This is a genomic window from Salibacterium halotolerans, from assembly GCF_900115625.1.
Taxonomy (GTDB): Bacteria; Bacillota; Bacilli; order Bacillales; family Marinococcaceae; genus Salibacterium; species Salibacterium halotolerans.
On sequence record NZ_FOXD01000030.1, the window covers coordinates 1 to 23,696 of the forward strand.

Genomic DNA, 23,696 nt, shown 5'->3' on the forward strand with positions numbered 1-23,696 from the left:
TTCATTATACCGAAAGAGGCGATTTTTTTGTATATGAAATAGAAAAAGGAGCTGTAAAAGGTCATTTTTTCACAACCTTTTGATACAGCCCCTTCGTTCTGCTTTTCCTTACCAGAGGTTCCAGGGATGTTCCTCCGGTGGGTTGGAATGCACTTTGACTTCTTCTTTTTTCGTTGGATGCTCGACAGCGAGGGTCTGGGACCATAGCGCAATCTGTTGGCCTGGCTTATTCACGCTGCTGCCGTATTTCTGATCTCCGTAAAGCGGACAGCCGCGGGAGGCGAACTGAACGCGTATCTGGTGCGGGCGCCCTGTGTGAAGCTGAATGGATACGAGGCTCGCATTTTTTGCGGTTCCCTCGGTTTCGTATTCAAGAACCGCTTTTCGCGCCTTGTCCCGGCCGGGGTCTGCAACGCTCACTTCATTGTTCCGGCGGTCCTTCACCAGATAATCCTCCAGCCTGTCGTTTGGCTTTGGCGGCTTTCCTCGCACGACAGCCAGGTAGTGTTTCTCCATGGTACCACGCCGGATGCTGTCGGAAAGCCGGGAAGCCGCTTTGGAAGTTTTGGCAAACACCATGACTCCTCCGACAGGACGGTCCAGCCGGTGCACGAGCCCGAGGTATACGTTTCCTGGCTTCTGATGCCGTATTTTTAAATCTTCTTTCAAAAACGTGAGCAGATCCTTATCCCCGGAACGATCCTCCTGAACAGGCATGTTCACCGGTTTTTCTACGAAAAGTAAATGATTGTCTTCATAAAGAATCGGAACCTTCATCGTCATTAAAACCCCTTCAGTGTGTACAATCCCCTTTATGATAACACAGCTTCCGGAAAAGTGTTTTTATTATCACATGAGTATAAAAAGATAAGGAAATGATATCTATACGGGATGATTGTAAAGCTTTTTTAAAGATACAGAAAAAGGCTTGCCCATTTGCAGGCCTGACCATACAATGAGAACACACGAAGCTGTATGTTATATGTTATATGTAGTTAATTTTGGGGGAGGTTTTTTATCCATGTTTCAATCGAAGAGGGGTCGAAGAACAAGTCTTTCTTCCTTTGCTCTGGCCGCAGCAGCACTGATTGCAGCGCCGCAGATGGAAGTGTCGGCGGCAGCGGGCTACAGCGATGTGGAAGAGAGCGGCACGCATTTCGAAGCCATTCAATCGCTGACAGAGCAGGAAATCATTCAGGGGTATGAAGATGGCACATTCAGGCAGTGGCAGGATGTAAAAAGGGAGCGTGCTGCAGTGATGCTTGCTGAGGCTGCGGACGTGTCGGTTCCGGATAATGTGGAACAGATACTTAATCAATACGAAGACGTCGACATAGATCACATGTATGCCGAAGAAATTGCAGCTGTAACAGAAGCCGGGATTTTCAGCGGAAATGAAGAAGGGGAATTCCATCCTTCTGCGTCCATCACCCGCCAGCAGACCGCTTCGGTTCTCGTGCCTGCGCTCAGTCTTCGTGGGCTGGACGGTGAATCGGACGAGGTGGATGTGAACCTGGACAATGTACACGCGTCCCACGACGAGAATGTTCAGACACTGGCTGATCTGGAGCTTACGACACAACTGGATGATTTCCGTCCGGGAGAATCTGTATCACGCGGAGCATTCTCAACATTTGTCCACCGTGCCCAGGATCTGAAAGAACAGGAGAGCGGAGGCAGTGCCGGTGAAGATTCGGAAGAGGGTGCAGTAAGCTCCGAATTGACGATCATGCACACGAATGACATCCACGCCCATCTCGACGTGATGCCGAAACTGGCGACTGCCGTGGAAAATTACCGCGCGGAGCATCCTGACTCTCTCCTGCTTGATGCAGGCGATATGTTCTCCGGTACGCTCTATTTCAATGAATTCCAGGGACAGGCCGGACTCGAACTGATGAATCTCATGAACTATGACATGGCGACCTTTGGAAATCATGAGTTTGATTTAGGCTCGAGCTCGGAAGGACACCAGGCGCTTTCGGAATTCGTCAGCGGTGCTGCATTTCCGTTTGTCAGCTCCAACCTGGACTTTTCCCAGGATGCCAATATGAGCGGGTTGTTTCATGATGAGATGACCGAAGAGCCGGAAGATGGTCAGATTTACAACAGCATTGTGAAAGAAGTGAACGGGGAGAAGATAGGCGTATTCGGATTGACGACGTCCGAAACAGCAGATATTTCAAGCCCTGCGGATGTGTCGTTTGAAGACTACGTCGAATCATCACAGGAAGCTGTGAATGAGTTTGAAGAGGCGGGTATCAACAAGGTCGTTGCGTTGACCCACATCGGATATGATGACAATCCGGAATACGACAACGACCTGCAGCTTGCCGAGCAGGTGGATGGGATTGATGTCATCGTCGGAAGCCACACGCACACCGAACTGTCGGAGCCCGATGTTGTAGGGGAAGACAGCGGCGAGCCGACTGTCATCGTACAGGCTTCTCAATACGGTGAATTTCTTGGAACGCTTCAGGTCGGATTCAACGATTCTGGTGTAGTCACTGAGCACCAGGGAGAATTAATTGAAATCGGGGAGCAGGCTGAAAATGAAGAAGCAGCCGCTGCTCTGGCGCCGTATGCGGCCCAAATTGACGAAGTGCAGAATGAAGAAAGCGGCGGAGTTGCCGCAGAAGCTCTTCCGAACCCGCGTCTGGAGAACGGGGATGACACCAGTGTGAGAAACAGTGAAACGAAACTGGGGAACCTCATTACTGACGCCATGCTTGCCAAAGCCAAAGAGTACAATGAAGAAACAACTGCCGCTCTCCAAAACGGCGGCGGTATCCGTACATCTATCGATCAGGGGCCGATCACTAATGGAGAGATCATCTCCGTACTGCCGTTTGGAAACACACTCGCGACGATGGAGATCACGGGAGCGGAACTGAAACAGGCTCTTGAGCACAGCGTCAGCCAGGTGCCTGCGGAGAATGGAGGTTTCCTGCATGTGAGCGGAATGACGTACACGTACGACAGCTCCAATGAAGCCGGGAACCGTATCCAGACGGTTGAAATAAAGCAGGATGGAGATTTCACACCGGTTGAAGACGACCGGCAGTACGTTGTTGCCACCAACGCGTTTACCGCGAAAGGCGGGGATGGGTACGACGTCTTTGCCAACCTCTACGATGAAGGACGCGTGACAGATCTTGGCCTCAGCGACTGGCAGAATCTGCGGGATCATGTTGCCGAACTAGGCACCGTCGATCCTGAAATCGAAGAACGCATCGTGGATGTAAACAATAACTAGGTAACCAAAGAAAGGCCGGGTGCAGCAACGTCTGCACCCGGCTTTTCTTCGTCATCCAGGTTAAGAAAGATCTTATAAATCATCCAATAAAAACACGCTGCCGTCTGCTGCGTGCACCCCGTAATCGCAGTCCAATTTTCCGCACAGAACATAACGGCGCTGCTGCTCATCATAAATATACACGGGGGTTACCGTTATGTGCTGCTTTATCTTCTCGTAAGCCTCTTCTTTACGGATGGTTGTTTTTTCAGGTTTTTCGTAATGACTGTACATATCTCTTAACAACTTATTATCGATATAATTCACAACCTGCAGGCTGTCTGGGTGAAGAAAGACTTTTATTTTTCCTGCAAACACCCACCGGTCCGGGTTGGAAGGTTTCAAGATGGTAAGAAGATAGCCTTTCTCCCGGTTGATCGTGTGAAGAACCCATTTCCCGCTGTCCTGAGGGTATTCCTGCCGCATTAAGGTTACCACTGCTTCGAGAACCTGCTGCTGCTCATCAACGGTGATGGGAAAAGTGTCCGGGTGCGGCTCACACGCAAAGGCCTGCGCGGCGCTCACATCCTCCTGCAGTTCAATGGAACCCCCTTCGAACGATCCTTCCAAGGGAGTCTGCCATGTAAGCCGCTGATTCACCAGCTGGTATGCTTTCTTCTCCGCAAAAATCTCAAATGGGAGAGCTGATGCTCCGTCGTTTGTCACATAGAGCTCGTCTAACACATACACAGGGAGGATTTTCCCGGATGCGCGTGAGGGGAACTCCAGAAGCTGCAGCTGCTTCCAAACATACGGTTCGGCATTGTCCCGCGTTAATGCAAAAGGTTCTTTGTGTATCATATCTTCAGGTGGAAATTGTCCATCTATGGAAAAGAAGGTAAGACGTCCTTGATCGTTGAAATGAATGTCTATGCATCCGGACGGAGAGACTTTCACACCATCTATACACTCCTCGAACCTGTACCCGCCTTCCCCGTCTTTTATGAGCTGGAACTGCTTTTTATGGGCAAGCCCTGTTTCTTTTTCCAGCCAGGTGATGATGTTTTCACTGTCTGTATAGCCGAATCTGCATTTATCTGCATAGGTTTCACCGCGGACGAAGATAATGCTCTGAAAATGGTGCGTATGTATGTTGATATTGACGACAGCTGTTCCTGCTGGATTGAGTCCTTCTTCACCGCGCTCTGTCATATGGGGCGGAAGCCATTCCATACTTAATGTATAAATCGTTTCATGAAATACATTAACCGATCGGAGGATGTCGTGTGTCAGCAGGTGATACCGCGCGAGGCCGAGCGTCGTTTTCGTATACTCGATCAGAGATTTTATTCGTTCATCCAAAGCAGCCACTCCTCTGTAGAAAGATAAATACACGTCTCCCTATTGAAAATTTTACCATAAAGGTATCTATATAAAAAGATATAGAAAGCGGGTCAAAAAAACGAACATTTATTCTTGTTTTACTTGAAACAAAACAATTGTTCGTATATAATGTAAAAAAAGGGGACAGGAGGCATCGATATGGACAGCATTTTGATGAGAGCGGCAGAAACAAAAGGCCCGGTCCAGGTGATTTACGAGCGGAAAGACGGTAGTCTGACGCAGCGCACTGTTACAGTGTACCAGCTGAACCGGAGAAATGTATTGGTCTGGTGTCATGAACGGAATGCGGTACGGTCGCTGAAGACGTGCAATATCCTGTCTGTGATGCCGTTATCTATGCGCCGCTACGCGCAGCCTGCGGGATAAGTACGCTGCTTAGCCATATGCTTTCTGATGAGCCTTTTTCCGGCTCAGGTATTCGGGGTCTTCCCGTACTATCTTCCATTTCTTTTCGCACACAGCGGCGGCTTCTTCTTTTTCCGGATCGAAGTCTGTCCGGCGGATCGTTCCGTCTTTATTATACTTTTTTCCACCTGGGTATTTAGCGTAGCGTTTGGCTCTGGTGTACCCCATCTGCAGAAACTTTCTGGCCATATCCATCCCGACAAAATCGTCCTGTTCTTTATAATCGAGAAATAGTTGATAAATGTTTTCTGATGAGGTACGGGCCGCCCCTGACGTTTTAAAACGCCAGTATGGCAGAAGTTCACTTTTGTACGGCTCTACGTTCATCACTCCTTTTTCCCCGCGTCCCACTCTATACCGGTGCGGCTCCTGTCTATGGTCGATATCACCTTGTTTATCTGTATGTTCTATGCTCACATGATCTCTCCTTTCTACAGCAGATGTACCCGGAAGGGAAGCCGCGCAATCCTGTTACACCTCTGAACATGGGAGAAAGCTGATGCATATAACTGGACGCTTTGGGCATTTCCTTTTTATGATAGGTAATGGAAGGTTTAAACAAATACCCGAAGGAGGTTTCGAATATGGCAGCACAGGAAGGTACGATGCGCTCCATTCGTCTTGAGAAAGAAGGAAGTGCAGATAACCTGTATACAGTGACAGAACCGATCCCGTCCGCCCAGCGCGGAGAAGTGGTCGTACGAGTCAAAGCATCCTCTCTGAATTTCCGGGACCTTGCGATGCTGAAGGAAGAGTACCCGGGCGGGATGAAACCGGACCTCATTCCGTTGTCTGACGGAGCGGGCGAAATTGTAGAAGTCGGCGAAGGTGTGCGGCGCTTTCAGGTCGGCGACCGGGTTGCAGGTAACTTCACAAAAGAATGGTTCAGCGGGCGCCGCCCGACATATACCGAGCCATACGGATCCCACAGCGACGGCTGGCTGACAGAATATAAAGTGATGAATCCGGAGCTCCTCGTCGAAGTTCCTGATCATTTAACGTTTGAGCAGGCCGCGACACTCCCATGTGCCGGTGTAACGGCATGGAACGCTCTGCACGGTCCAAGCCCGTTGATGGCCGGGGATACGGTCCTCACGCTTGGAAGCGGGGGTGTGTCTGTGTACGCGCTGCAGCTTGCTAAACAACTGGGTATCAACGTTATTTCAACGACTTCCAGCAACGAGAAAGCAAAGAAACTGAAAGAGCTCGGCGCAGATGAGGTTATTAATTACAACGAAACGCCGAACTGGGGAGAAAAAGCGAAAGAGCTGACCGGAGGTGTTGGTGTGAACCGCGTAGTGGAAGTAGTCGGGCCTGCTACCATTCAGCAGTCACTCAAAGCGGTCGCACCCGGTGATGAACTGTCCCTGATTGGAGTACTCAGCCGCACAGGGGATAAAATTGATTACTTCGACCTCTTCGGCTCTGCATCCACCCGCACGATCGGCGTGGGAAGCCGTCAGGATTTTGAAAACATGAACCAGGTGATCGCGGACAAAAACATGGTACCGGTCGTTGACAGCGTATTTCCGATGGACCAGGCAGCCGAGGCGTACCGGTACCTGGACAGCCAGAAATTCTTCGGCAAAATCGCCATCTCCCATGACTGATTTCTAAGAGGCCCCGCGTTATCATGATGCAAAGCTGGATAAGCGCTCCCGGCTGTTTCAGCGGACAGCCGGGAGCTTTTCTATATGTTCCTTTTCAAGACGCGAAACCGTCCACGGTCTGTTCCTCATAAAAAGCATAAATATCCTTCCCGGCGTCCGGGCGTTGTGAACGCTTTGACCGTGTTACAATAAAAAGGAATATCACGAAAAGAAAGGAGCATACCTATGCCAAAACCGATTATCATGGATTGCGATCCCGGGCATGACGATGCGATTGCGATTTTTCTTGCAGCCGGATCGGCGGAAGTGGATATTCAGGCGATTACTACGGTGTCCGGGAACGCGTTGATTGAGCATACGACAAGAAATGCTCTGATTATCGCGGAAAAGGCGGGACTCGGTCACGTTCCGGTAGCAGAGGGTGCCGGCGAACCTCTCGTACGGCATGCGGTAACAGCACCGCATATCCATGGGGAGAGCGGACTGGAAGGCCCGGCTCTGCCGGAACCTGAGAAATCAGTGGACTCCCGTCACGCGGTGGATCTGACGGCAGAGCTGCTTCTTCACGCGGAGGAGCCGATTACGCTTGTCCCGACCGGACCGCTGACCAACATCGCCTGGCTGCTGAAACGGTATCCTGCGGTAAAGAAGAACATTGCAGGTATTGTGCTGATGGGCGGAGGTTCTTACGGGAACTGGTCCCCTGCAGCTGAATTTAATATCTATGCCGACCCGGAAGCGGCTCACATTGTTTTTGAGAGTGGTCTGCCGATTACCATGGCGGGGCTGGATCTTACCCATCAGGCGCTCGCCGGAGAAGAAGAGAAAGAGCTTCTCCGTGGAGCGGATACGAATGCTGCTGCCTTCACCGCAGAGCTTCTGGAATATTTCGCCGGTACATATCATAGTCTTTTCGGCTTTTCCGCGGCGCCGATTCATGACGCGTGTGCAGCGGCTTTCACTATTGATGAAAATGTCTTTGCCACCGAACATCTCCCGGTTACTGTAGAAACGCGCGGCATCTATACGACGGGCATGACGGTGATTGATGCGCTGCAGACGACTGGAAAGGCACCGAATGTCCACGTCGCACGGGAGCTGAACCAGGAAGTATTCTGGAAGATGATACGATCGTCGCTGGAGCGGCTTCCCTGACGAGAAAGGTTCCGGCCCTCGTTAGGAGCTTCATCAAACGTTTGTTTAATCTTTCCGCAGTCAGGGACAGCATTCAGCAGGAGTATGTTTATACAGCCTGAGGCAGGGGAATACTGAACCCGGAAGATACAGGAAAGGAGAAAGTTTGATGGAACAAAACGAGCTTAAAAATAAAATCCTGCGCATTATTGATGAATACAAAACAGGGGTGCTTGCTACGGTGGAGAAAGAGCGCCCGCATTCGAGGTACATGACGTTTTATCATGATGATATTACCCTTTATACACCGACGAGCAAAGACACTCATAAGGCCGAGGAAATTGAAAAAAATCCGTATGTGCATATTCTGCTTGGATATGAAGGAGAAGGACTGGATGATCTGTACGTTGAGGTATCTGGGAAAGCTGTCATCCGGGAAGACAAAGCGATCAAGCAGCAATTCTGGCATGAAAGCATGGACCGCTGGTTTGACGGAATCGACGATCCTGAATTCATCATGCTGGAAATCCAGCCTGAGAGCATGAGGCTTATGAATAAAACGGGAGAACCACCGCAAAAACTGGATCTGTAATAATGGGAAAACAATCCGGCTTACATCACGGTGTCAGCCGGATTGTTTTGTTTACTGTTTCACTGCACGGTAACCGGCTTCTTCCGCCGATTCGGTGCTGCAGAACATTTCTTCGGCTTCGGTTTGCTTGCAATAAGGGCTGGCGGGTGTATGATAAATGTTGTCGCCGCTTGCGCTGTGGTTGCCCTTGATTTTGGGATTGCTGCACGCTGTCTCCTGCACGGCTTCCGGTTGAAATCCGTCATCGGTAACATAGCCGTCTTCGCTCCAGATACCGAGGTTCTGCTGCCGCGCCTCTTGTTGTGCTTCCTGCAGTCGATCCACGTATCTGGTGTTGGGCTCGATAATGTAAGCCACCCGGGCCAGCCCTTCTTCTATCATCGTTTGATTCACCATTTCCCGTCGACCCAGAGATACGCAAGAAAACGATCATAATCATCACGGATGGTCGTGTCTATTTCTACGGTGACATCCTTACCCTCGGGGAGCAGCTCTTTGGCATACTTACTGGCTTTTGGCCCGTAAGGCTGCACGGGCTCGTCGGGATGTACCGTTTCCGGGGTGTCGATTAAAAGCAGCCGGAGCGTTTCTTCTCCTCCTTTATCCATATCAACGGTAACCGTGTCCCCGTCTACAACGTCCACAATATCGGCCTTTATTTTTTCTCCTTCTTCATACGTTGAACTGCCGCAGGCACTCAGCAGAACCATCATAAACAGAAATATACAGCGTTTCATTCAAACAGGCTCCTTTTATGCTTTTATCGTCATAAAAAAACGGGAATGCGTGGAAAAACGGTGATTTCAGCCGTCCATACGTCATTTTTATGAAAAGAAAGAGGTGGAAGCATGCCGGTACAATACGAAAACCAACATGTCACGGTATTTCAAAGTGAGCTGTATCAGACGACGTCCACGGTCGCAGTGACAAAGGATATAATTCTTATTACGGACCCAACCTGGCTTCCCGGCGAAATCGAAGCCATCCGGCAGCATGTCGATAAGCATGATAACGGACAGCGTAAATACCTGCTTTTCACGCATTCGGATTTTGACCACATTCTTGGCTGGAAGGCGTTTCCCGACGCGGTAACGATTGCGTCCCGGGGATTTACGGCGAAGTCCGGCAGGGAAGACATCCTGCAGGACATTCATGATTTTGACGAGTCCTATTACATTCAACGTCCGTATCCCGTGGAATACCCTTCTATTGATATTATCATTGATCATGATGAACAGACGATGGAAATTGGTAATACGTCTGTATCTTTTTATCTGGCGCCGGGTCATCAGGCCGACGGAGTGTTTGCGGTACTGCCTGGTCCGGGCATTTTAATCGCAGGGGATTATGCGAGCGATGTGGAATTTCCTTTTATTCATCATGACAGCAGGGCCTACGAACGCACATTGAATAAACTGGAAGAGGTAATGGACGAAAACACTATCAATCTGTTCGTCCCGGGTCACGGAACGTGCACAGCAGACGGCGCTGAGATAAGAAAACGCATCCGGGATTCACGCTGGTATATTCAGACACTTCGCGATGAGATCCGGCATCAGCAATCGTCTGAGGTGCTGGGTGCCTTTGTGGACAGTTATTCCTTTTCGCGTTATCTTGGAGAAGAACATGAAAACAACAAAGCTCAGATAGAAAAGGAACGTAGAGCATAGAAAGCAGGGAAACTCATGGGAGTACTTCAGGATATTGTGATATGGATTCTGGCGGTTTTTATGGTCATCGGCACGCTGGACAAGGTGTTTGGCAATAAGTACGGATACGGAGGGGCGTTTGACCGCGGGTTTGCCGCCATGGGCCCCGTTGCTGTGGTTATTGTGGGAATGATCTCGCTTGCCCCTGTACTCGCCGATATCCTTCGTCCCGTCATTGCTCCGGTATACCAATGGCTTGGAGCGGATCCGGCGATGTTTGCCACAACGATTCTCGCACTGGATATGGGAGGATGGGCACTGGCCGGGGAACTTGCCGAAACAGAGGAATCCGCCCGGTTCGCCGGCATTCTTCTCGGCAGTATGCTGGGCGCTACGCTGACTTTTACCGTTCCAATCGCCTTAAGTATCCTGAAAAAAGAAGACCATGCCCTGTTTGCCAAAGGGATGCTGGCCGGCATAACCACCATTCCCGTCGGCATGCTCGCCGGAGGAGCAGTGGCGGGGTTTTCCATGCAGCAGATGTTAGGGAACCTGGTGCCTATATTTATCGTATCCGGTCTGATTCTGCTAGGACTGTGGTGGAAGATGGAGGCAATGGTACAAGGATTCCGGATATTTGGGAGGCTGGTGACTGTGGTGACGACGCTTGCCACCGCTGTTGTCGTTCTGCAGGCACTCACCGGATGGACAATTATTGATGGCATGGCCCCGTCACGGGAAGGTATATTGACTGTTGGAACCCTTGCGTTCACGCTGGCGGGAGCCTTTCCGCTCGTTCACTTTTTTCAGCAGCGTATTGCCGGAAAAGATCACGGAAGCCGGTTTTTTATGAATCCGACGGCCTGGTCGGGCTGGTGTGCCTCTTTGGCGCATATCATTCCGATGTTTACGCTCAGCAAAGAGATGGACGATGATGGCAAATTGATGAACTATGCGTTCGCGGTAAGCGGCGCTTTCCTTCTCGGAGGCCATCTCGGTTACACCGCCGCTGTCAATGAGGCGATGATTGTGCCGCTGCTTGCAGGGAAACTGGCCGGAGGAATCAGCGCGATGGGGGTCGCGTACGGAATCATTCTAAAATCCAAAACATCCATTTCTGATAACACGCCGGAATGGTATGATAAAAAAGAATATCAACATAAAGGATAGGGATCCCCCATGAATAAAGTGATTATCGGTTTCGGAGCTTGTGTGCTGCTTTTGTTGGGAGGTTGTTCGGCAACTGGTGCATCCGAAGAAGAGGAGCAGAACAACGAAGAAACGCAGGAATCCCGGGAAGCAGAACAGAGCGGGCAGGCAGCACAGGCGGACGCTGCCCCTGAACCTGCAGAACAGGAACAGACAAAGAAAGAGAATACAGAAGCCGCAGAGCAGGGGCAGGAGATAGAACCACCGGCTGTCAATGAAGAAGGTGTATTGAAAAATCCTTCCGCCCTGGATACTCTGGTGAATCGCGAGTACCGTCTGCCGGCTGATTACGTGCCGGAAGATTTAACGGTGCCGGATGTCCGGTTTCCATATGAAGAAAATGTTCCGAAACGACAGGTGCGCAAGCCGGCCGCTGATGCATTGGAAGCTTTATTCAGCGGAGCGGAAGAAGATGGGCTGTATCTTTTCGCGGTGTCCGGGTACCGCTCCTATGACCGTCAGGAATCGATTTTCGCGGCTAATGCCGAAGAAGACGGGGTCGAGGCGGCCAATCAGTACAGCGCCCAGGCCGGAGAAAGTGAACATCAGAGCGGACTTGCCATGGATGTCAGTTCCCAATCCGCCGATTTTGCCTTAACCAATGCGTTCGGCGAGACGCCGGAAGGCAAATGGCTGAAAGAACATGCTCATGAATACGGTTTTGTGATTCGTTATCCGAAAGGCAAAACCGACATTACCGGCTATCAGTACGAGCCGTGGCACCTGCGCTACGTTGGGAAGGAACTTGCCGCCACCCTTCATGATACAAACCAGACACTCGAAGAATATTACGGCACCGCTGAATAAGAAAGGGGCTGTATCAAAAGGTACAGCTCCTTTTCAATAATATAGAAAATTCACCTCAGGCAGAAACGGCAGGCGGCGACGCCAGCGGGAAGAGCAGCGGCCGAAGATCCCATCAAACGGCGGTTTTACCGTTTGATGTAGCTGAGGCGCTGCCCGCGGCAAGCGTCCGCCTGCAGTGGATGCCTTAACGCTTAATGGCTTTTGATACAGCTCCTTGTGTATCGATGCGCACATTCGGTATGCCGGCGTTTTGAAAGATCCGGGGGCCGTGTCGTTTCCCGGGTCATACTTACGTTTTGGGCCGAGACATGGCGGAAAACGTTACATAGAACCGTTCATGAAGCACTTTTGCTCTTTTCGCAGCGTCCCAAACGTAACGATGAATGAACCATACTTACGTTTTTGCTGATCCGGCACTCGTAAACGTAACTATGAACCGTTTATAACGACGTTTTCCCCCGGGTGGGACGGCTCAAACGTCACTACCCCACTACCCCCGCGCCCCAACCTCATCAGTCGTTGTGAAAATAATCACTGCGCCGTCCGCCCCATAAAAAAACCGCCAGCACACAAAGGGCGAGCACAATATGGGGTGCAATCATAAGCAGAAAAAATTCCATGGTACACCGCTCCTTTATTATTTATTCCCGCGCACGTAATCGGCATCAAACAGAAACAGCCTCATCAACAAAACGAGGGATGGAATCAACAGCAGCAGTCCCGCGATAAAAGCAGCAATCAAGGCGGCCGCCATCGTTTCGTTGACGAACCCGTCGTACATCGTGAGGTGCGGGTACAACAGGTACGGAAGGTGGGACGCGCCGTAACCGAACCACGCACTGAAAAACTGAAACATCACAAGCACGAATGCCAGGCCGAGACGTTGTTTCCGGTAAACGAGCAGCACAGCACCCAGGAAAAACAGGAATGACAAGATGAATACCCAGCTTATATCCAGCATGCTGCGGAAATGTTCGGGATTGTGACGGCTGATCGTATAGAATATCAGCAGGCTGGCAAGAATCGTCGGTCCCGCCCAGAACAACGTATAGCGGCGGAACACTTGATGGGATGCTGTATCACCCGCTTTATACGAGTAGTACGTCAAAAACGCGGCTGAAATATAAAGAACGCTCACCACCGCCAGCACCACAACACTCCAGGAATAGGTGCTCGTCAGCAGTTCGCGGAGCAGCAGCGTCACACGGTCTTTTGACACATCCAGATAATCACCTTCGGAAATGGTGAGCACGATGGTGAATGAAGCGGGAATCAGCAGACCGCTCATCCCGTAAAGGAACGAGTATACCCGGCTGTCTTTGGAACCATACGTGTTAAAGGCGTAATAGGAGCCGCGGATGGCGATCAGGACAATGGATATGCTCCCCGGTACGAGAAGGGCGGTCCCGTAATAATACGCGGTGTCGGGGAAGAATCCGACAATCCCGACAAAGAAAAAAACGAGAAACACATTTGTCACTTCCCAAACCGGGGACAGGTAGCGCTGAATCAGCTTGTTCACTTGGTAATTCTTACGGGAGATTTTATTGTAAAAGTGAAAGAATCCGGCTCCGAAATCGATAGAGCCGACAATCAGGTACCCGTAAAGGAACAGCCATAATACGGTGATGCCGAGTATTTCGTAAGTCATGACGACCCTCCCCGTCTGTCAATGCCGCGGCTCTCGAGTTCATGAGCAACGGGATTGTTCTTGAACATTTTTCGGAGAACGACGGCGCTCGAAATCCCGAGCACGGCGTACAGTCCGAGAAACAGATACAGCATCGCATCAACATGGCTCGACGTCGTTGCTCCCTCCGGTGTCCGCATGATGCCATGCAGAATCCAGGGCTGCCGGCCGACTTCGGCATACACCCAGCCCAATTCCGTCGCCAGAATGGACAGCGGTCCACCTACGGCAATACCTGACAGCAGAACTTTATGATGCATCCAATCCGGTTTTTTCCACCGGAGAAACAGGTACAACAGCGGTACAAAAGCAAGGTATATCCCAATCGTTACCATGCTGTCAAAAAAGTAATGCACGATGAGCGGCGGTCTGTTTTCTTTTGGAAACTCCTCGAGACCGATTACTTCAGCCGATGGCGTACCGTGCGCCAGAATACTTAGGGCATAGGGAACCTCCAGCGCATACTGCACCTCATTGTCTTCTGTCAGCACGCCTCCTACGACAAGCGGAGCTTCTGTCTGCGTTTGAAAATGCCACTCACCTGCAGCGAGTTTTTCAGGCTGATATTCGGCCAGGTATTTTCCTGACAAGTCACCGATACCTACAGTCCCGATGGAGAAAACAAATGCTGCTGTCATCGTCAGCTGCAGTGCTTTTTTGTGATACACATGCCTGTCACCTTTCAGCATTTTGACGGCACCGATCATACCGAGCACAAAGGCGGAGGTGAGGTAGCAGGTGACAAGCACGTGGGCGGTTTTAGTCGGTGCCGCCGGATTAAACATTGCAGCAAGCGGATTGATATCGGTAATCACACCGTTTGTCAGCTCGAACCCCCGGGGCGCATTCATGAACGAATTGACCGACGTGATGAAAAAAGCGGAAAACGAAGCCCCGATGACAATCGGTATCATGAGAAGCAAATGGCGGGTTCGGCTTTTAAACCGGTCCCACGTGTAAAGGTAGATACCGAAAAAAATTGCCTCGAAAAAGAAAGCAAAGACTTCCATAAAAAGAGGGAGGGAAATCGTCTGTCCGGCGAGCTGCATGAAATTCGGCCAAAGAAGATTCAGCTGCAGCCCGATGGAGGTGCCGGTTACCACGCCCACCGCTACCGTGACGACAAACCCACGGGCCCACCGCCGGGCGAGCAGCCGGTAATGCTCGTCATTTTTGCGGATGCCCATCCACTCGGCGAAGGCAATCATCAACGGTACACCGACGCCGATTGTCGCGAAGATGATATGAAATCCGAGTGTCAGGCCGGTCAGCATCCGGCTGAAAACGGCCGCATCATATTCCAGGAACATACCACACACTCCTTTCAAAGCTTAGTTATATCCTGTCCTGCATAAAAAAATATAAAGATTTTTCAATTTGTGAATACCATCATAAATTTATCTGGAAAGAAAGGGCTGCCAAGTGACAATCCGAATAAAAGAGACGATTCTCGTTTTGTTTTAGATATGATAAGATATAGTGGCGGCTATGTGTTTTATGGAAAAGAACATAAACAGCGCAGTGGACGATTATATATACAATAAAGATGTAAGTTAGTGAAGAATAGGGGCGTTATAGCTGTGAACATAGATATTGATGGAGTGAGTGTGGGTTACCACGTCTCCGGAGAAGGGGCGGATGTGGTGCTTCTTCACGGGTGGGGTGCAGAACGGAATGCTTTTGCTCCGGTGCATCAATCCCTGGAGAAGCATTTCCGGGTATGGTCGCTTGATTTCCCGGGATTCGGAGAAAGCGGCGATCCACCGGAACCCTGGGATGTTTCGGACTATACCGGAATGCTTGGAACCTTTCTTGAAGCAATGGGTATCGACCGGCCGATTCTCGTCGGCCATTCGTTCGGCGGACGGGTATCGATCAAATATGCTGCCCGAAATCCGGCGCATAAAGTGATTCTTGTGGACAGTGCCGGAATTAAGCCGAAACGGAAATGGCAGTATTATGTTAAAGTCTACACGTATAAAGCATTTAAAAATATACTCAATCTGCCGGTGCTGAACCGGTATAAAGAAACAATACTTACAAGAGTGAAAGGAAAGCTCGGTTCCACAGACTATAAAAATGTTTCCGGAACGATGCAGCAGACATTTGTTCAGGTCGTGAACGAAGACCTCCGCCATCATCTGCCCGACATACAGGCGCCGACACTGCTTGTGTGGGGAGAGAATGACGAGGCGACTCCGGTTGCGGATGCCCGGTTGATGGAAGACATGATTCCAGACGCCGGTCTTGTTGTTCTGGAAAATGCGGGTCATTATTCGTATCTTGATAAACGACAGCAATTTTTGTTGGTAATCGATTCTTTCCTTCAAAAAGATAAAGGGGAGAGGAAGTCATGACAGGCATACTCATATTATTATTTCTGGCAGCCTGGGGCTGGTATACAACCCGGATCGTGAAGACCAGCACTCATATGCTGCAGTTAAATGCCTATCGGACAGAACGTTACTGGAACTGGGTGGTTTCACACACCTCCAAAGCTTTTCCGCTGCAGAGTTTTCTTCCGTTTCTTTCCTTTCTTCCACTGCTGTTTGGAAATGAGACGGCTGCGTTGACAGCGGGAACGCTTATTTTTGCGCTTATGGCTTATTTTATGCCGGAAGAACAGGAAAAGAAAAAGCTCGTGTTCACCTCCAGAGTGAAACGGCTTCTTGTGACGAGCGGCGTGTTGTTTGCGGTAACGGCAGTGTTTGGCATTATTTTAGGCACAGGGCTGGACAGCAGTATGGGATGGTTTCTGCTGCTTGTAACAGCAGCTTCTGTTCTTGCCTATTTTTATACTCTTGCTGCCAATGTCATCAACTGGCCGGTGGAAAAGCAGATCAGCCAGTACTACTTCCATGACGCGGAAAAGATTATCAAACAGATGAACAATCTTGAAGTAATCGGTGTGACGGGAAGCTTCGGAAAGACGAGCACGAAGCACATTCTCGAAACGGTCCTGTCGTCTGAGTTTAATGTATTGATGACGCCCGAGAGCTATAACACAAAAATGGGCGTAACAAAGACCATTCGGACGATGCTGAAGCCCTACCATGATATTTTCATAGCCGAAATGGGAGCGAAGCAGGAATATGATATTCAGGATATCAGTGAACTGGTTCATCAGAAATACGGAATACTGACCGCCATCGGGGAGCAGCATCTGGAGACGTTCAAGACGCTTGATAATATTAAGAAGACGAAGTTCGAATTAATTGAGACGCTCCCGCATGAGGGGACGGCTTTTCTGAATAAAGATGATCAGAACATCATGTCCTACCAGCAGCGCAACCAGTGCCGGACGATGTATTACGGTATTGATGCCGTGGATCTTCATTACCGGGCTGCGGATATTTCCTACTCTTCTAAAGGGTCGGAGTTCACCGTCTACAAGTACGATGGAACGTCCGTGAGGATTCAGACGAAACTGCTCGGCCGCCATAACATTTATAACATTCTTGCAGCGATTGCGATGGCATCGGAAAAAGGCATTTCTTTTGAAAAGATTGCCCGTTCCGTCAAACAGGTCGCGCCGGTGGAGCACCGTCTGGAACTAAAGAAATCGTCCGGAAACATTACTATTGTCGACGACAGTTTCAACTCCAACCCGGTCGGATCCAAAATGGCGCTGGAAGTACTCGGACAGATGCCGGAATACAAAATGCTTGTAACACCCGGCATGATAGAACTGGGTGAAAAAGAATACGAATTGAACAAGAGGTTTGCCGAATATGCTGCGGAGGTATGTGATTTTGTGATCCTGGTCGGAAAGAAACAGACCGAACCGATGCAGCAGGGACTGGCGGATAAAGAGTTTCCCGAAAGTCAGTATTACGTAGCGGAGAATCTGCAGGACGCACTGCAGAAAATGAACGAGAAAGCTGTTCAGAAATCAGTCGTTCTGCTGGAAAACGATCTCCCGGATACATTTAATGAGTAATCAGATGAAGGAGAGCTGTACATGAAAACAAGGGTAGGGGTATTTTTCGGCGGTGTGTCGGTGGAACATGAAGTATCCGTCATCACCGCCCTGCAGGCTGTGCAGGCAATGGACGATTCGAAATACGAAGCGGTACCGGTGTATATCAGCAAAGACCGCTCTTTTTACACCGGGGAGCAGCTGCTGGATATTGAAAACTACAAAAATCTGGACAGTCTCCTGGAGAATGCACAGAAAGTCACGCTTACGACATCCGAAGACAAAAGCGTCGTCCTTCAGAAAGATCCTGTCCCCCGTCTTGGTAAGAAGACCATAACCGAAATAGATCTTGCGTTCCCTATTCTTCACGGTACCTTTGGAGAAGATGGTGTGATGCAGGGATACTTTGAACTGCTTCACCTTCCTTATGTCGGTTGTGACGTATTGTCTTCGGCAGGCGGCATGGATAAAGTCGTGATGAAACAGATACTGAGGGACTCCGGACTCCCTGTTCTCGATTATGTGTGGTTTTACAGCAGCTACTGGATAGAAAACAGCCGGGAAATGACGAACATGACACGCGAAAAACTCGGTTTTCCCGTCATTGTGAAGCCGGCCAACCTTGGCTCCAGTGTCGGCATCAACAAGGCGGAAAATGAGCAGGAACTTGAGGAAGCGGTCGAAGAAGCCATGGAGTTTTCCTCCAAACTCCTCGTTGAAACGATGGTTTCAGACATGAAAGAAGTAAACTGCTCGGTTCTTGGAGATTACGAAGAGGTGGAAGCATCTGTAATCGAAGAAGTACTGAAGTCCGAAGACATCTTGAGTTATGAAGATAAATACCAAGGCGGCAGCGGAAAAGATGGAGACGGCACTAAGGGAATGGAAAGCACAGACCGTATCATTCCTGCGGAGCTTGAGGAAAGCAGGGTAAAGGAAATCCAGGAGCTGGCCAAGGATACGTTCCAGATTCTCGGGTGCAGCGGTGTCTCCCGTATTGATTTTCTCATCGACCAGAATGAAGACCGGGTATATGTGAATGAAATCAACACGATACCAGGTTCTCTCTCTTATTACCTGTGGGAGCCGGCCGGCAAAGATTATACGACGTTAACGGATCAGCTTATCCAGCTTGCATTGAAACGCAAGAGAGAGCGGGACAAACTCGTCTTCTCCATCGATTCCAACCTTTTTTCCATGCAGCAGTCGGGTGGAGAAAAAGGAACCAAAGGTGGAACGAAAAGTTCATCCTGATTTAAAGAAAAGTATTGCAACGTGTATGGCGCTTGAGATATAATATCCTGTGTCAGCAGACAGAGATAGGATTCTGCTGGAGATACGGCCCGTTGGTCAAGTGGTTAAGACACCGCCCTTTCACGGCGGTAACACGGGTTCGAATCCCGTACGGGTCACCATTCTCCATTTTTTTATTGACATTATGCGCTTTTTTTGGTTTAATTAAAAAGTGTCTTTATGAAGCAGGAGGGGTAGCGAAGTTGGCCAAACGCGGCGGACTGTAAATCCGCTCCTTCGGGTTCGGCGGTTCGAATCCGTCCCCCTCCACCATTTGTTTAAGCCGTTGTTTTTTCGGTTACAATGGAGTACAATGAAAATCAGTTCTTTTTACATACAGCAGTGGACATCTGCCGTGTACGGAGACCATCTATTAAAGAAGAGCCATTAGCTCAGTTGGCAGAGCATCTGACTTTTAATCAGAGGGTCGGAGGTTCGAATCCTCCATGGCTCACCATTTTCAAACATTAACGCGGAAGTAGTTCAGTGGTAGAACACCACCTTGCCAAGGTGGGGGTCGCGGGTTCGAATCCCGTCTTCCGCTCCATGACGCGGGTGTAGTTTAGTGGTAAAACCTCAGCCTTCCAAGCTGATGTCGTGGGTTCGATTCCCATCACCCGCTCCATTATACATACGTAAGGGGCCTTAGCTCAGCCGGGAGAGCGCCTGCTTTGCACGCAGGAGGTCAGCGGTTCGATCCCGCTAGGCTCCACCATTTATTTAAGTAAATCCAAGGCTCAGCCAGACGGCTGGGTTTTTTTTAAGGCAGAAAAACCTCCGGCAGATACAAAAAAACCGCCTTCTAATAACATCGGGCGGAAAAAGTATGGCATCTTAATTAATTGGCGGGAGCAGCAGACTTCCTGTCATGATACCATCCGTCGTACATATTTAACAGGTGGTCAAGTTCCCTGCTGAGACGGATGACCTCTTCGGAGAAAAGGGATTGTGAACAGGCTTTGCTGTGTAATTTCTCTCTTTTAATTTCAATCTCCCGCAGAAGCAGTTGTTCTGACAAGATTGTCACCCCTCATTCAGAGTATCCCATATATTATCGCTCATTTCCATAGTATTGAAAACTAGGGAAGATGTATTTTCACAAAAATGTCATTTTTATATCTTATCTTCTAAATCATGATACAATCGTATCGTCTGAAACGAAAAACGCAGTGATACGTAAATGGAAATACCCTGAGAAAATGGGTGGAGGTCGAGAACATGGATGCGGTAGTGAAACGACTGATAAAAGAAATAAAAAAAGAAGGAGATCAGGATGCTTTTGCTGAACTGGTAGACTTGTATAAAGATAAGGTCTACCAAATCGCCTACCGGATGACCGGAAATGGCTATGAGGCACAGGACATGGCTCAGGAAGCATTTCTGCGGGCATATGCCAATATGGAGAGTTATGATGAAAGCAGGAAATTCTCGACCTGGCTGTTTCGTATCACGACGAACCTGTGCATCGACCGGCTCCGGAAGAAGAAACCGGACTATTCCCTGGATGCCGAGATTCAGGGAACGGATGGACTGACCGGGTATTCGCAGTTGGCCGCTTCACAAAACCTGCCGGAAGATCAGGTGGTTACGCTGGAACTGCAGGAATGGGTGCAGCGGGAAATATCCCACCTTCCGGAAAAATACCGGGCTGCTGTCATACTGCGTTACATAGAAGACTTGTCCATTACAGAAATCAGCGATGTGCTGGATCTTCCGGAAAACACGGTGAAAACCCACATTCACCGCGGCCGGGAAGCCTTGCGCAAGAGGCTGGGCAATGCGTGAGGAGGGAGGAATGACGATGACCTGCGAAAAACGATATGAAATGCTGTTGGATAAATACCTGGATGGAGAAATCAGCCGGGACGAACGTGCAGAGCTGTTTGAGCATATGGAGACGTGTGAAGACTGCACCGCGCGTTACTACGAGCTGAAGAAAGCAGTGATGCTCGTGCAGAGTTCCTCCCATATCACAGCACCGGATACATTTACGGAAAGCGTGATGAACAACCTTCCGAATCAGAAAAAACGGGTAAGCTGGAAGAAATGGTCAAGAAAGCACCCGTTTGTTGTGGCAGCATCGCTGTTTATCCTATTAATGGCTTCCAGTCTTTTTTCGGTATGGAACGAACAGGCCGGCGGGGATATCTCGGTGCAGGGAAGCCGGGACGTAACCATCAACGAAGAAGCCGCTACGGTCACTGTCCCTGAAGGAGAGACAATTGAGGGGGACCTGATGGTGCGCAACGCCAAAGTTGAAGTCGAGGGAGAAATAACAGGAAACCTGACTGTCATTAACGGGGAGCAGTATCTCGCCTCAGCTGGTGAAGTAGCAGGAGATATTGAAGAAGTGGACCAGGCGCTGGAATGGGTCTGGTACCATACGAAGCAGATAGTGGGAGATGTTTTTCCGTCCGGCCGGGATAATGGTGAGTAGATTTATTTCTTTTACATTTTTACACACTTATACGTGAAACGAGACGGGCATTCCGGCGACTAACATACCGGATGCCCTTTTTCATTATAAGCGGTATACTTATAAATTATTTGAAAACGAGTCTGGGTTCATTATCAAACAGAGACAGAAAATATGATATAATGAGGAAGGTGTTTTCTTTTTCTGGCCAGACTTAATTGGAGGAAGCGAGATGTTTACAGGAGGAGACTTTCAGTTTTTAGCTCTGCTGCGGGCGGTAGTGGATATTGCGCTTGTGGCTTATGTTGTATATAAATTAATCACCGTTATCCGCGGAACCCGTGCTGTTCAGTTGCTGAAGGGAATCACTGTCATTCTTGTGGTATGGTTTTTGAGCAGCTTTTTCGGACTCCGCACGCTCCAGTGGATTATGAGTCAGGCTGTTACATACGGACTGCTGGCAATCATCATTATCTTTCAGCCTGAACTGCGCCGGGCACTGGAACAACTCGGACGAGGACGCATTTTCGGAAGGACGGCAACACCGGAGGAAGAAAACGATGTAAAAACCGTGGAAGCAATCATGAAGTCTGTGAAATACATGGCTAAACGCCGGATCGGCGCCTTGATTTCCATAGAAAAAGAAACGGGCATGAACGATTACGTAGAAACAGGCATCCCGATGAATGCTTCGGTGAGTTCGGAATTATTAATTAATACGTTTATTCCAAACACCCCGCTGCACGACGGAGCGGTTATCATGAGAAGAAACGAAATATCCGCTGCGGCCTGTTACCTGCCGCTGTCGGAAAACCCGTTCATCTCCAAGGAGCTTGGCACAAGACACCGAGCGGCTCTTGGCATCAGTGAGGTAACCGACTGTCTCACCATCGCTGTCTCGGAAGAAACCGGAGGCATATCGGTAACCAAGAACGGAGATCTGCACAGAGATCTTGATGAAGAGACACTGGGTGCCATGCTGGAAAGAGAGTTAATAGCGGACGTTAAGAACACCTCCAGTTTATGGCAGTGGGGAGGGAAAAAACATGGATAAACTGTTTAACAACAAATGGTTTGTGCGGTTCGTCTCCCTTCTCATAGCCGTGATGCTGTATGCGATGGTGAACATGGATAATGTAAGCAATTCACCCAGTGTGCTCCCAAGCGATGAGGAAGGATCCTATACGGTGCAGGATGTGGAAGTCCAGGTTTATTATAATGAAGACCAGTATGAAGTGGTGGACGGACCTGAAACGGTTGATGTCCGTTTGACGGGACCTCAGACATCGATTATGCTGTTCCAATTGTCCAGACCCTCTTATGAAGTGTATGCTGATTTAGAGGATGAGGGGGCGGGCACTCATAATGTAAGACTTCAGCAGCGGAATTTTCCTGCTGACCTGGAGGTGTCCATTAATCCACGGGCAGCATCTATAGAACTTCAGGAGCAGCAGACGGTATCCTACCCTGTGGAATTGGATATTAATAACGAATCAGAAGTGAAAGAAGGATATTCTCTTGGACAGGCAGAAGTAACACCTGAAGAAGTAGATATCCAGGCTCCTCAGGAAGTACATGAAAACATAAACAGGGTTGCTGCTTCCGTCGATGTTTCCGGAGCATCGGAAACGCTGCAGACAGAATCAGCACTTACGGTATATAATGAGCAGGGCGATGAATTGGATGTGACGACAGCTCCGGAAACGGTGAACGTGTCTGTTCCGGTGGAAAGCCCGCAGAAGGAAGTCCCCGTGAGCCTGTCCAGAGAAGGGAATCTGCCCGATAACGTGAGTATCGTTTCCCTGAACATGGACCCGACCCGTGCAGTCATAAACGGTCCTCCTGATGTCATTGGAGATATCAATACGCTGGAAGCCGTTCTCGATTTAAGCCGGGTGCAGGAAAGTGGGACACTGGAACTTCCTCTGGAGGCCCCGGAAGGCGTGGAACAGGTTGCCCCTGAAAACATTACTGTTGAAGTGGAAGTTGGAGAAGAAGAAGAACGTACAATAGAGAATGTCCCCATTACCATTGAGAATATGCCGGATTCGTATTCCTATACAGTAACGCAGCCGGACGAGCTCACTTCAGACGTCACCGTATACGGAGCGGCAACTGTTCTGGATGGATTAAATGCCGGCGATCTGACACTCACTGCTGACTGGGAAAATGCCGAAGACGGATCAAGTCCTTCCGTTATCCCCGTGCAGCCGTCAGGTCCGCCCAACGTGCAGGTGGAGACGGGAATTGATGAAATCACACTGGAATGGTCGGAAGAATCGTCTTCGGGCAATCAGGAAAACAATGCAGACAACTAAGAGAAGAGACGGAAA

23 protein-coding genes, 6 tRNA genes and 1 pseudogene are annotated in these 23,696 nt (G+C 49.6%); 21 read left to right on the forward strand and 9 right to left on the reverse strand.

Annotated elements, in window-relative coordinates; all coding sequences use genetic code 11:
• Positions 1–108: 108 nt before the first annotated feature.
• The gene (locus tag BM124_RS16835) at positions 109–777 is read right to left on the reverse strand and encodes an RluA family pseudouridine synthase (protein WP_093339320.1); all 669 of its coding nucleotides are present in this window, start codon (positions 775–777) and stop codon (positions 109–111) included.
• 244 nt (positions 778–1,021) lie between these two features.
• Here BM124_RS16835 and BM124_RS16840 point away from each other — a divergent pair, with 244 nt between their 5' ends.
• Positions 1,022–3,256, forward strand: coding sequence for a 5'-nucleotidase C-terminal domain-containing protein (locus BM124_RS16840; RefSeq protein ID WP_170841200.1), 2,235 nt, complete (start codon positions 1,022–1,024; stop codon positions 3,254–3,256).
• Positions 3,257–3,328: 72 nt separating this feature from the next.
• Here the strand turns inward: BM124_RS16840 and BM124_RS16845 are convergent, their stop codons facing one another.
• Entirely contained in the window at positions 3,329–4,597 is a 1,269-nt protein-coding gene (locus tag BM124_RS16845) for a hypothetical protein (protein WP_093339274.1), read from the reverse strand.
• A 180-nt stretch (positions 4,598–4,777) separates the two neighbouring features.
• Between BM124_RS16845 and BM124_RS16850 the strand changes: the two genes are divergently transcribed.
• The gene (locus BM124_RS16850; RefSeq protein ID WP_093339276.1) at positions 4,778–5,005 is read left to right on the forward strand and encodes a hypothetical protein; all 228 of its coding nucleotides are present in this window, start codon (positions 4,778–4,780) and stop codon (positions 5,003–5,005) included.
• Between the two features lie 9 nt (positions 5,006–5,014).
• On the opposite strand, the gene BM124_RS16855 is transcribed toward BM124_RS16850, so the two are convergent.
• On the reverse strand, positions 5,015–5,461 hold the full coding sequence (locus BM124_RS16855) for a DUF4385 domain-containing protein (RefSeq protein WP_093339278.1): 447 nt from the start codon (positions 5,459–5,461) through the stop codon (positions 5,015–5,017).
• A 167-nt stretch (positions 5,462–5,628) separates the two neighbouring features.
• On the opposite strand from BM124_RS16855, the gene BM124_RS16860 reads away from it, so the two are divergent.
• From BM124_RS16860 to BM124_RS16870, 3 genes are all read left to right on the forward strand, one after another.
• Positions 5,629–6,654, forward strand: a complete 1,026-nt coding sequence (locus tag BM124_RS16860) for a zinc-dependent alcohol dehydrogenase family protein (protein ID WP_212634979.1) — start codon at positions 5,629–5,631, stop codon at positions 6,652–6,654.
• A 225-nt stretch (positions 6,655–6,879) separates the two neighbouring features.
• Positions 6,880–7,809, forward strand: coding sequence for a nucleoside hydrolase (locus BM124_RS16865; protein WP_093339279.1), 930 nt, complete (start codon positions 6,880–6,882; stop codon positions 7,807–7,809).
• 148 nt (positions 7,810–7,957) lie between these two features.
• Complete coding sequence (locus BM124_RS16870) at positions 7,958–8,380, forward strand: pyridoxamine 5'-phosphate oxidase family protein (RefSeq protein ID WP_093339281.1); 423 nt, start codon at positions 7,958–7,960, stop codon at positions 8,378–8,380.
• A gap of 51 nt (positions 8,381–8,431) precedes the next feature.
• On the opposite strand, the gene BM124_RS19775 is transcribed toward BM124_RS16870, so the two are convergent.
• Both BM124_RS19775 and BM124_RS19780 read right to left on the reverse strand, forming a co-directional pair.
• Positions 8,432–8,704 (reverse strand): sunset domain-containing protein, encoded by a 273-nt coding sequence (locus BM124_RS19775; RefSeq protein ID WP_483150647.1) that lies wholly within the window; start codon positions 8,702–8,704, stop codon positions 8,432–8,434.
• Positions 8,702–9,117: pseudogene (locus tag BM124_RS19780) on the reverse strand (thermonuclease family protein); the annotation flags it as partial. The pseudogene BM124_RS19780 and the gene BM124_RS19775, both read right to left, overlap by 3 nt.
• 111 nt (positions 9,118–9,228) lie before the next feature.
• Here BM124_RS19780 and BM124_RS16880 point away from each other — a divergent pair.
• The 3 genes from BM124_RS16880 to BM124_RS16890 are packed head-to-tail and all read left to right on the forward strand — an operon-like array spanning position 9,229 to position 12,045.
• Positions 9,229–10,050: an MBL fold metallo-hydrolase gene (locus BM124_RS16880; RefSeq protein ID WP_093339282.1), complete on the forward strand. Its 822-nt coding sequence runs from the start codon at positions 9,229–9,231 to the stop codon at positions 10,048–10,050.
• Positions 10,051–10,065: 15 nt separating this feature from the next.
• Positions 10,066–11,199 carry an ethanolamine utilization protein EutH gene (locus BM124_RS16885; protein WP_093339283.1) on the forward strand — a complete coding sequence of 378 codons (1,134 nt, stop codon included), beginning with the start codon at positions 10,066–10,068 and terminating at the stop codon, positions 11,197–11,199.
• Between the two features lie 9 nt (positions 11,200–11,208).
• Positions 11,209–12,045: a M15 family metallopeptidase gene (locus BM124_RS16890; RefSeq protein WP_093339285.1), complete on the forward strand. Its 837-nt coding sequence runs from the start codon at positions 11,209–11,211 to the stop codon at positions 12,043–12,045.
• Between the two features lie 512 nt (positions 12,046–12,557).
• Here BM124_RS16890 and cydS read toward each other — a convergent pair.
• Genes cydS through BM124_RS16900 form a run of 3 tightly spaced genes read right to left on the reverse strand, consistent with a single transcriptional unit; the run spans position 12,558 to position 15,045 of the window.
• A complete protein-coding gene (cydS, locus tag BM124_RS19750) occupies positions 12,558–12,665 on the reverse strand; it encodes a cytochrome bd oxidase small subunit CydS family protein (RefSeq protein WP_425288598.1) in 108 nt (35 codons plus the stop codon).
• Between the two features lie 17 nt (positions 12,666–12,682).
• Positions 12,683–13,696, reverse strand: a complete 1,014-nt coding sequence (locus BM124_RS16895) for a cytochrome d ubiquinol oxidase subunit II (protein ID WP_093339286.1) — start codon at positions 13,694–13,696, stop codon at positions 12,683–12,685.
• Positions 13,693–15,045 carry a cytochrome ubiquinol oxidase subunit I gene (locus BM124_RS16900; protein WP_093339288.1) on the reverse strand — a complete coding sequence of 451 codons (1,353 nt, stop codon included), beginning with the start codon at positions 15,043–15,045 and terminating at the stop codon, positions 13,693–13,695. The genes BM124_RS16895 and BM124_RS16900 overlap by 4 nt, the downstream gene beginning before the upstream one ends.
• Positions 15,046–15,315: 270 nt before the next feature.
• Here BM124_RS16900 and BM124_RS16905 point away from each other — a divergent pair, with 270 nt between their 5' ends.
• From BM124_RS16905 to BM124_RS16945, 9 genes are all read left to right on the forward strand, one after another.
• Positions 15,316–16,092, forward strand: coding sequence for an alpha/beta fold hydrolase (locus tag BM124_RS16905; protein ID WP_093339290.1), 777 nt, complete (start codon positions 15,316–15,318; stop codon positions 16,090–16,092).
• Positions 16,089–17,675 (forward strand): Mur ligase family protein, encoded by a 1,587-nt coding sequence (locus tag BM124_RS16910; protein WP_093339291.1) that lies wholly within the window; start codon positions 16,089–16,091, stop codon positions 17,673–17,675. The genes BM124_RS16905 and BM124_RS16910 overlap by 4 nt, the downstream gene beginning before the upstream one ends.
• A gap of 21 nt (positions 17,676–17,696) precedes the next feature.
• Positions 17,697–18,908, forward strand: coding sequence for a D-alanine--D-alanine ligase family protein (locus BM124_RS16915; RefSeq protein WP_093339293.1), 1,212 nt, complete (start codon positions 17,697–17,699; stop codon positions 18,906–18,908).
• 86 nt (positions 18,909–18,994) lie between these two features.
• A tRNA-Glu gene (locus BM124_RS16920) sits at positions 18,995–19,069 on the forward strand.
• 66 nt (positions 19,070–19,135) lie between these two features.
• Positions 19,136–19,220 (forward strand) — tRNA-Tyr (locus BM124_RS16925).
• Positions 19,221–19,328: 108 nt separating this feature from the next.
• Positions 19,329–19,404: transfer RNA gene (locus tag BM124_RS16930), tRNA-Lys, on the forward strand.
• Between the two features lie 15 nt (positions 19,405–19,419).
• Positions 19,420–19,494: transfer RNA gene (locus BM124_RS16935), tRNA-Gly, on the forward strand.
• A 4-nt stretch (positions 19,495–19,498) separates the two neighbouring features.
• Positions 19,499–19,572 (forward strand) — tRNA-Gly (locus BM124_RS16940).
• A 14-nt stretch (positions 19,573–19,586) separates the two neighbouring features.
• Positions 19,587–19,662 (forward strand) — tRNA-Ala (locus BM124_RS16945).
• Positions 19,663–19,785: 123 nt separating this feature from the next.
• On the opposite strand, the gene BM124_RS16950 is transcribed toward BM124_RS16945, so the two are convergent.
• The gene (locus BM124_RS16950; protein WP_139217149.1) at positions 19,786–19,965 is read right to left on the reverse strand and encodes an aspartyl-phosphate phosphatase Spo0E family protein; all 180 of its coding nucleotides are present in this window, start codon (positions 19,963–19,965) and stop codon (positions 19,786–19,788) included.
• Between the two features lie 200 nt (positions 19,966–20,165).
• Here BM124_RS16950 and sigW point away from each other — a divergent pair, with 200 nt between their 5' ends.
• From sigW to BM124_RS16970, 4 genes are all read left to right on the forward strand, one after another.
• Positions 20,166–20,732, forward strand: a complete 567-nt coding sequence (sigW, locus tag BM124_RS16955) for an RNA polymerase sigma factor SigW (protein ID WP_093339296.1) — start codon at positions 20,166–20,168, stop codon at positions 20,730–20,732.
• A 10-nt stretch (positions 20,733–20,742) separates the two neighbouring features.
• The gene (locus BM124_RS16960; protein ID WP_244504389.1) at positions 20,743–21,384 is read left to right on the forward strand and encodes an anti-sigma factor family protein; all 642 of its coding nucleotides are present in this window, start codon (positions 20,743–20,745) and stop codon (positions 21,382–21,384) included.
• 211 nt (positions 21,385–21,595) lie between these two features.
• Positions 21,596–22,417, forward strand: a complete 822-nt coding sequence (gene cdaA, locus BM124_RS16965) for a diadenylate cyclase CdaA (protein ID WP_093339298.1) — start codon at positions 21,596–21,598, stop codon at positions 22,415–22,417.
• A complete protein-coding gene (locus BM124_RS16970) occupies positions 22,410–23,681 on the forward strand; it encodes a CdaR family protein (RefSeq protein WP_093339299.1) in 1,272 nt (423 codons plus the stop codon). Before cdaA ends, BM124_RS16970 begins: the two co-directional genes overlap by 8 nt.
• Positions 23,682–23,696 lie beyond the last annotated feature (15 nt).

Excerpts from the sequence above, each read along its gene's own strand:
- cydS (WP_425288598.1), bottom strand. The coding sequence starts at position 12,665 with ATGGAATTTTTTCTGCTTATGATTGCACCCCATATTGTGCTCGCCCTT.
- BM124_RS16960 (WP_244504389.1), top strand. The coding sequence starts at position 20,743 with ATGACGATGACCTGCGAAAAACGATATGAAATGCTGTTGGATAAATAC.
- BM124_RS16860 (WP_212634979.1), top strand. The coding sequence starts at position 5,629 with ATGGCAGCACAGGAAGGTACGATGCGCTCCATTCGTCTTGAGAAAGAA.
- BM124_RS16840 (WP_170841200.1), top strand. The coding sequence starts at position 1,022 with ATGTTTCAATCGAAGAGGGGTCGAAGAACAAGTCTTTCTTCCTTTGCT.
- BM124_RS16910 (WP_093339291.1), top strand. The coding sequence starts at position 16,089 with ATGACAGGCATACTCATATTATTATTTCTGGCAGCCTGGGGCTGGTAT.
- BM124_RS16895 (WP_093339286.1), bottom strand. The coding sequence starts at position 13,696 with ATGACTTACGAAATACTCGGCATCACCGTATTATGGCTGTTCCTTTAC.
- BM124_RS16850 (WP_093339276.1), top strand. The coding sequence starts at position 4,778 with ATGGACAGCATTTTGATGAGAGCGGCAGAAACAAAAGGCCCGGTCCAG.
- sigW (WP_093339296.1), top strand. The coding sequence starts at position 20,166 with ATGGATGCGGTAGTGAAACGACTGATAAAAGAAATAAAAAAAGAAGGA.
- BM124_RS16835 (WP_093339320.1), bottom strand. The coding sequence starts at position 777 with ATGAAGGTTCCGATTCTTTATGAAGACAATCATTTACTTTTCGTAGAA.
- BM124_RS16900 (WP_093339288.1), bottom strand. The coding sequence starts at position 15,045 with ATGTTCCTGGAATATGATGCGGCCGTTTTCAGCCGGATGCTGACCGGC.
- BM124_RS16890 (WP_093339285.1), top strand. The coding sequence starts at position 11,209 with ATGAATAAAGTGATTATCGGTTTCGGAGCTTGTGTGCTGCTTTTGTTG.
- BM124_RS16870 (WP_093339281.1), top strand. The coding sequence starts at position 7,958 with ATGGAACAAAACGAGCTTAAAAATAAAATCCTGCGCATTATTGATGAA.
- BM124_RS16970 (WP_093339299.1), top strand. The coding sequence starts at position 22,410 with ATGGATAAACTGTTTAACAACAAATGGTTTGTGCGGTTCGTCTCCCTT.
- BM124_RS16880 (WP_093339282.1), top strand. The coding sequence starts at position 9,229 with ATGCCGGTACAATACGAAAACCAACATGTCACGGTATTTCAAAGTGAG.
- BM124_RS16885 (WP_093339283.1), top strand. The coding sequence starts at position 10,066 with ATGGGAGTACTTCAGGATATTGTGATATGGATTCTGGCGGTTTTTATG.
- BM124_RS16865 (WP_093339279.1), top strand. The coding sequence starts at position 6,880 with ATGCCAAAACCGATTATCATGGATTGCGATCCCGGGCATGACGATGCG.
- BM124_RS16915 (WP_093339293.1), top strand. The coding sequence starts at position 17,697 with ATGAAAACAAGGGTAGGGGTATTTTTCGGCGGTGTGTCGGTGGAACAT.
- cdaA (WP_093339298.1), top strand. The coding sequence starts at position 21,596 with ATGTTTACAGGAGGAGACTTTCAGTTTTTAGCTCTGCTGCGGGCGGTA.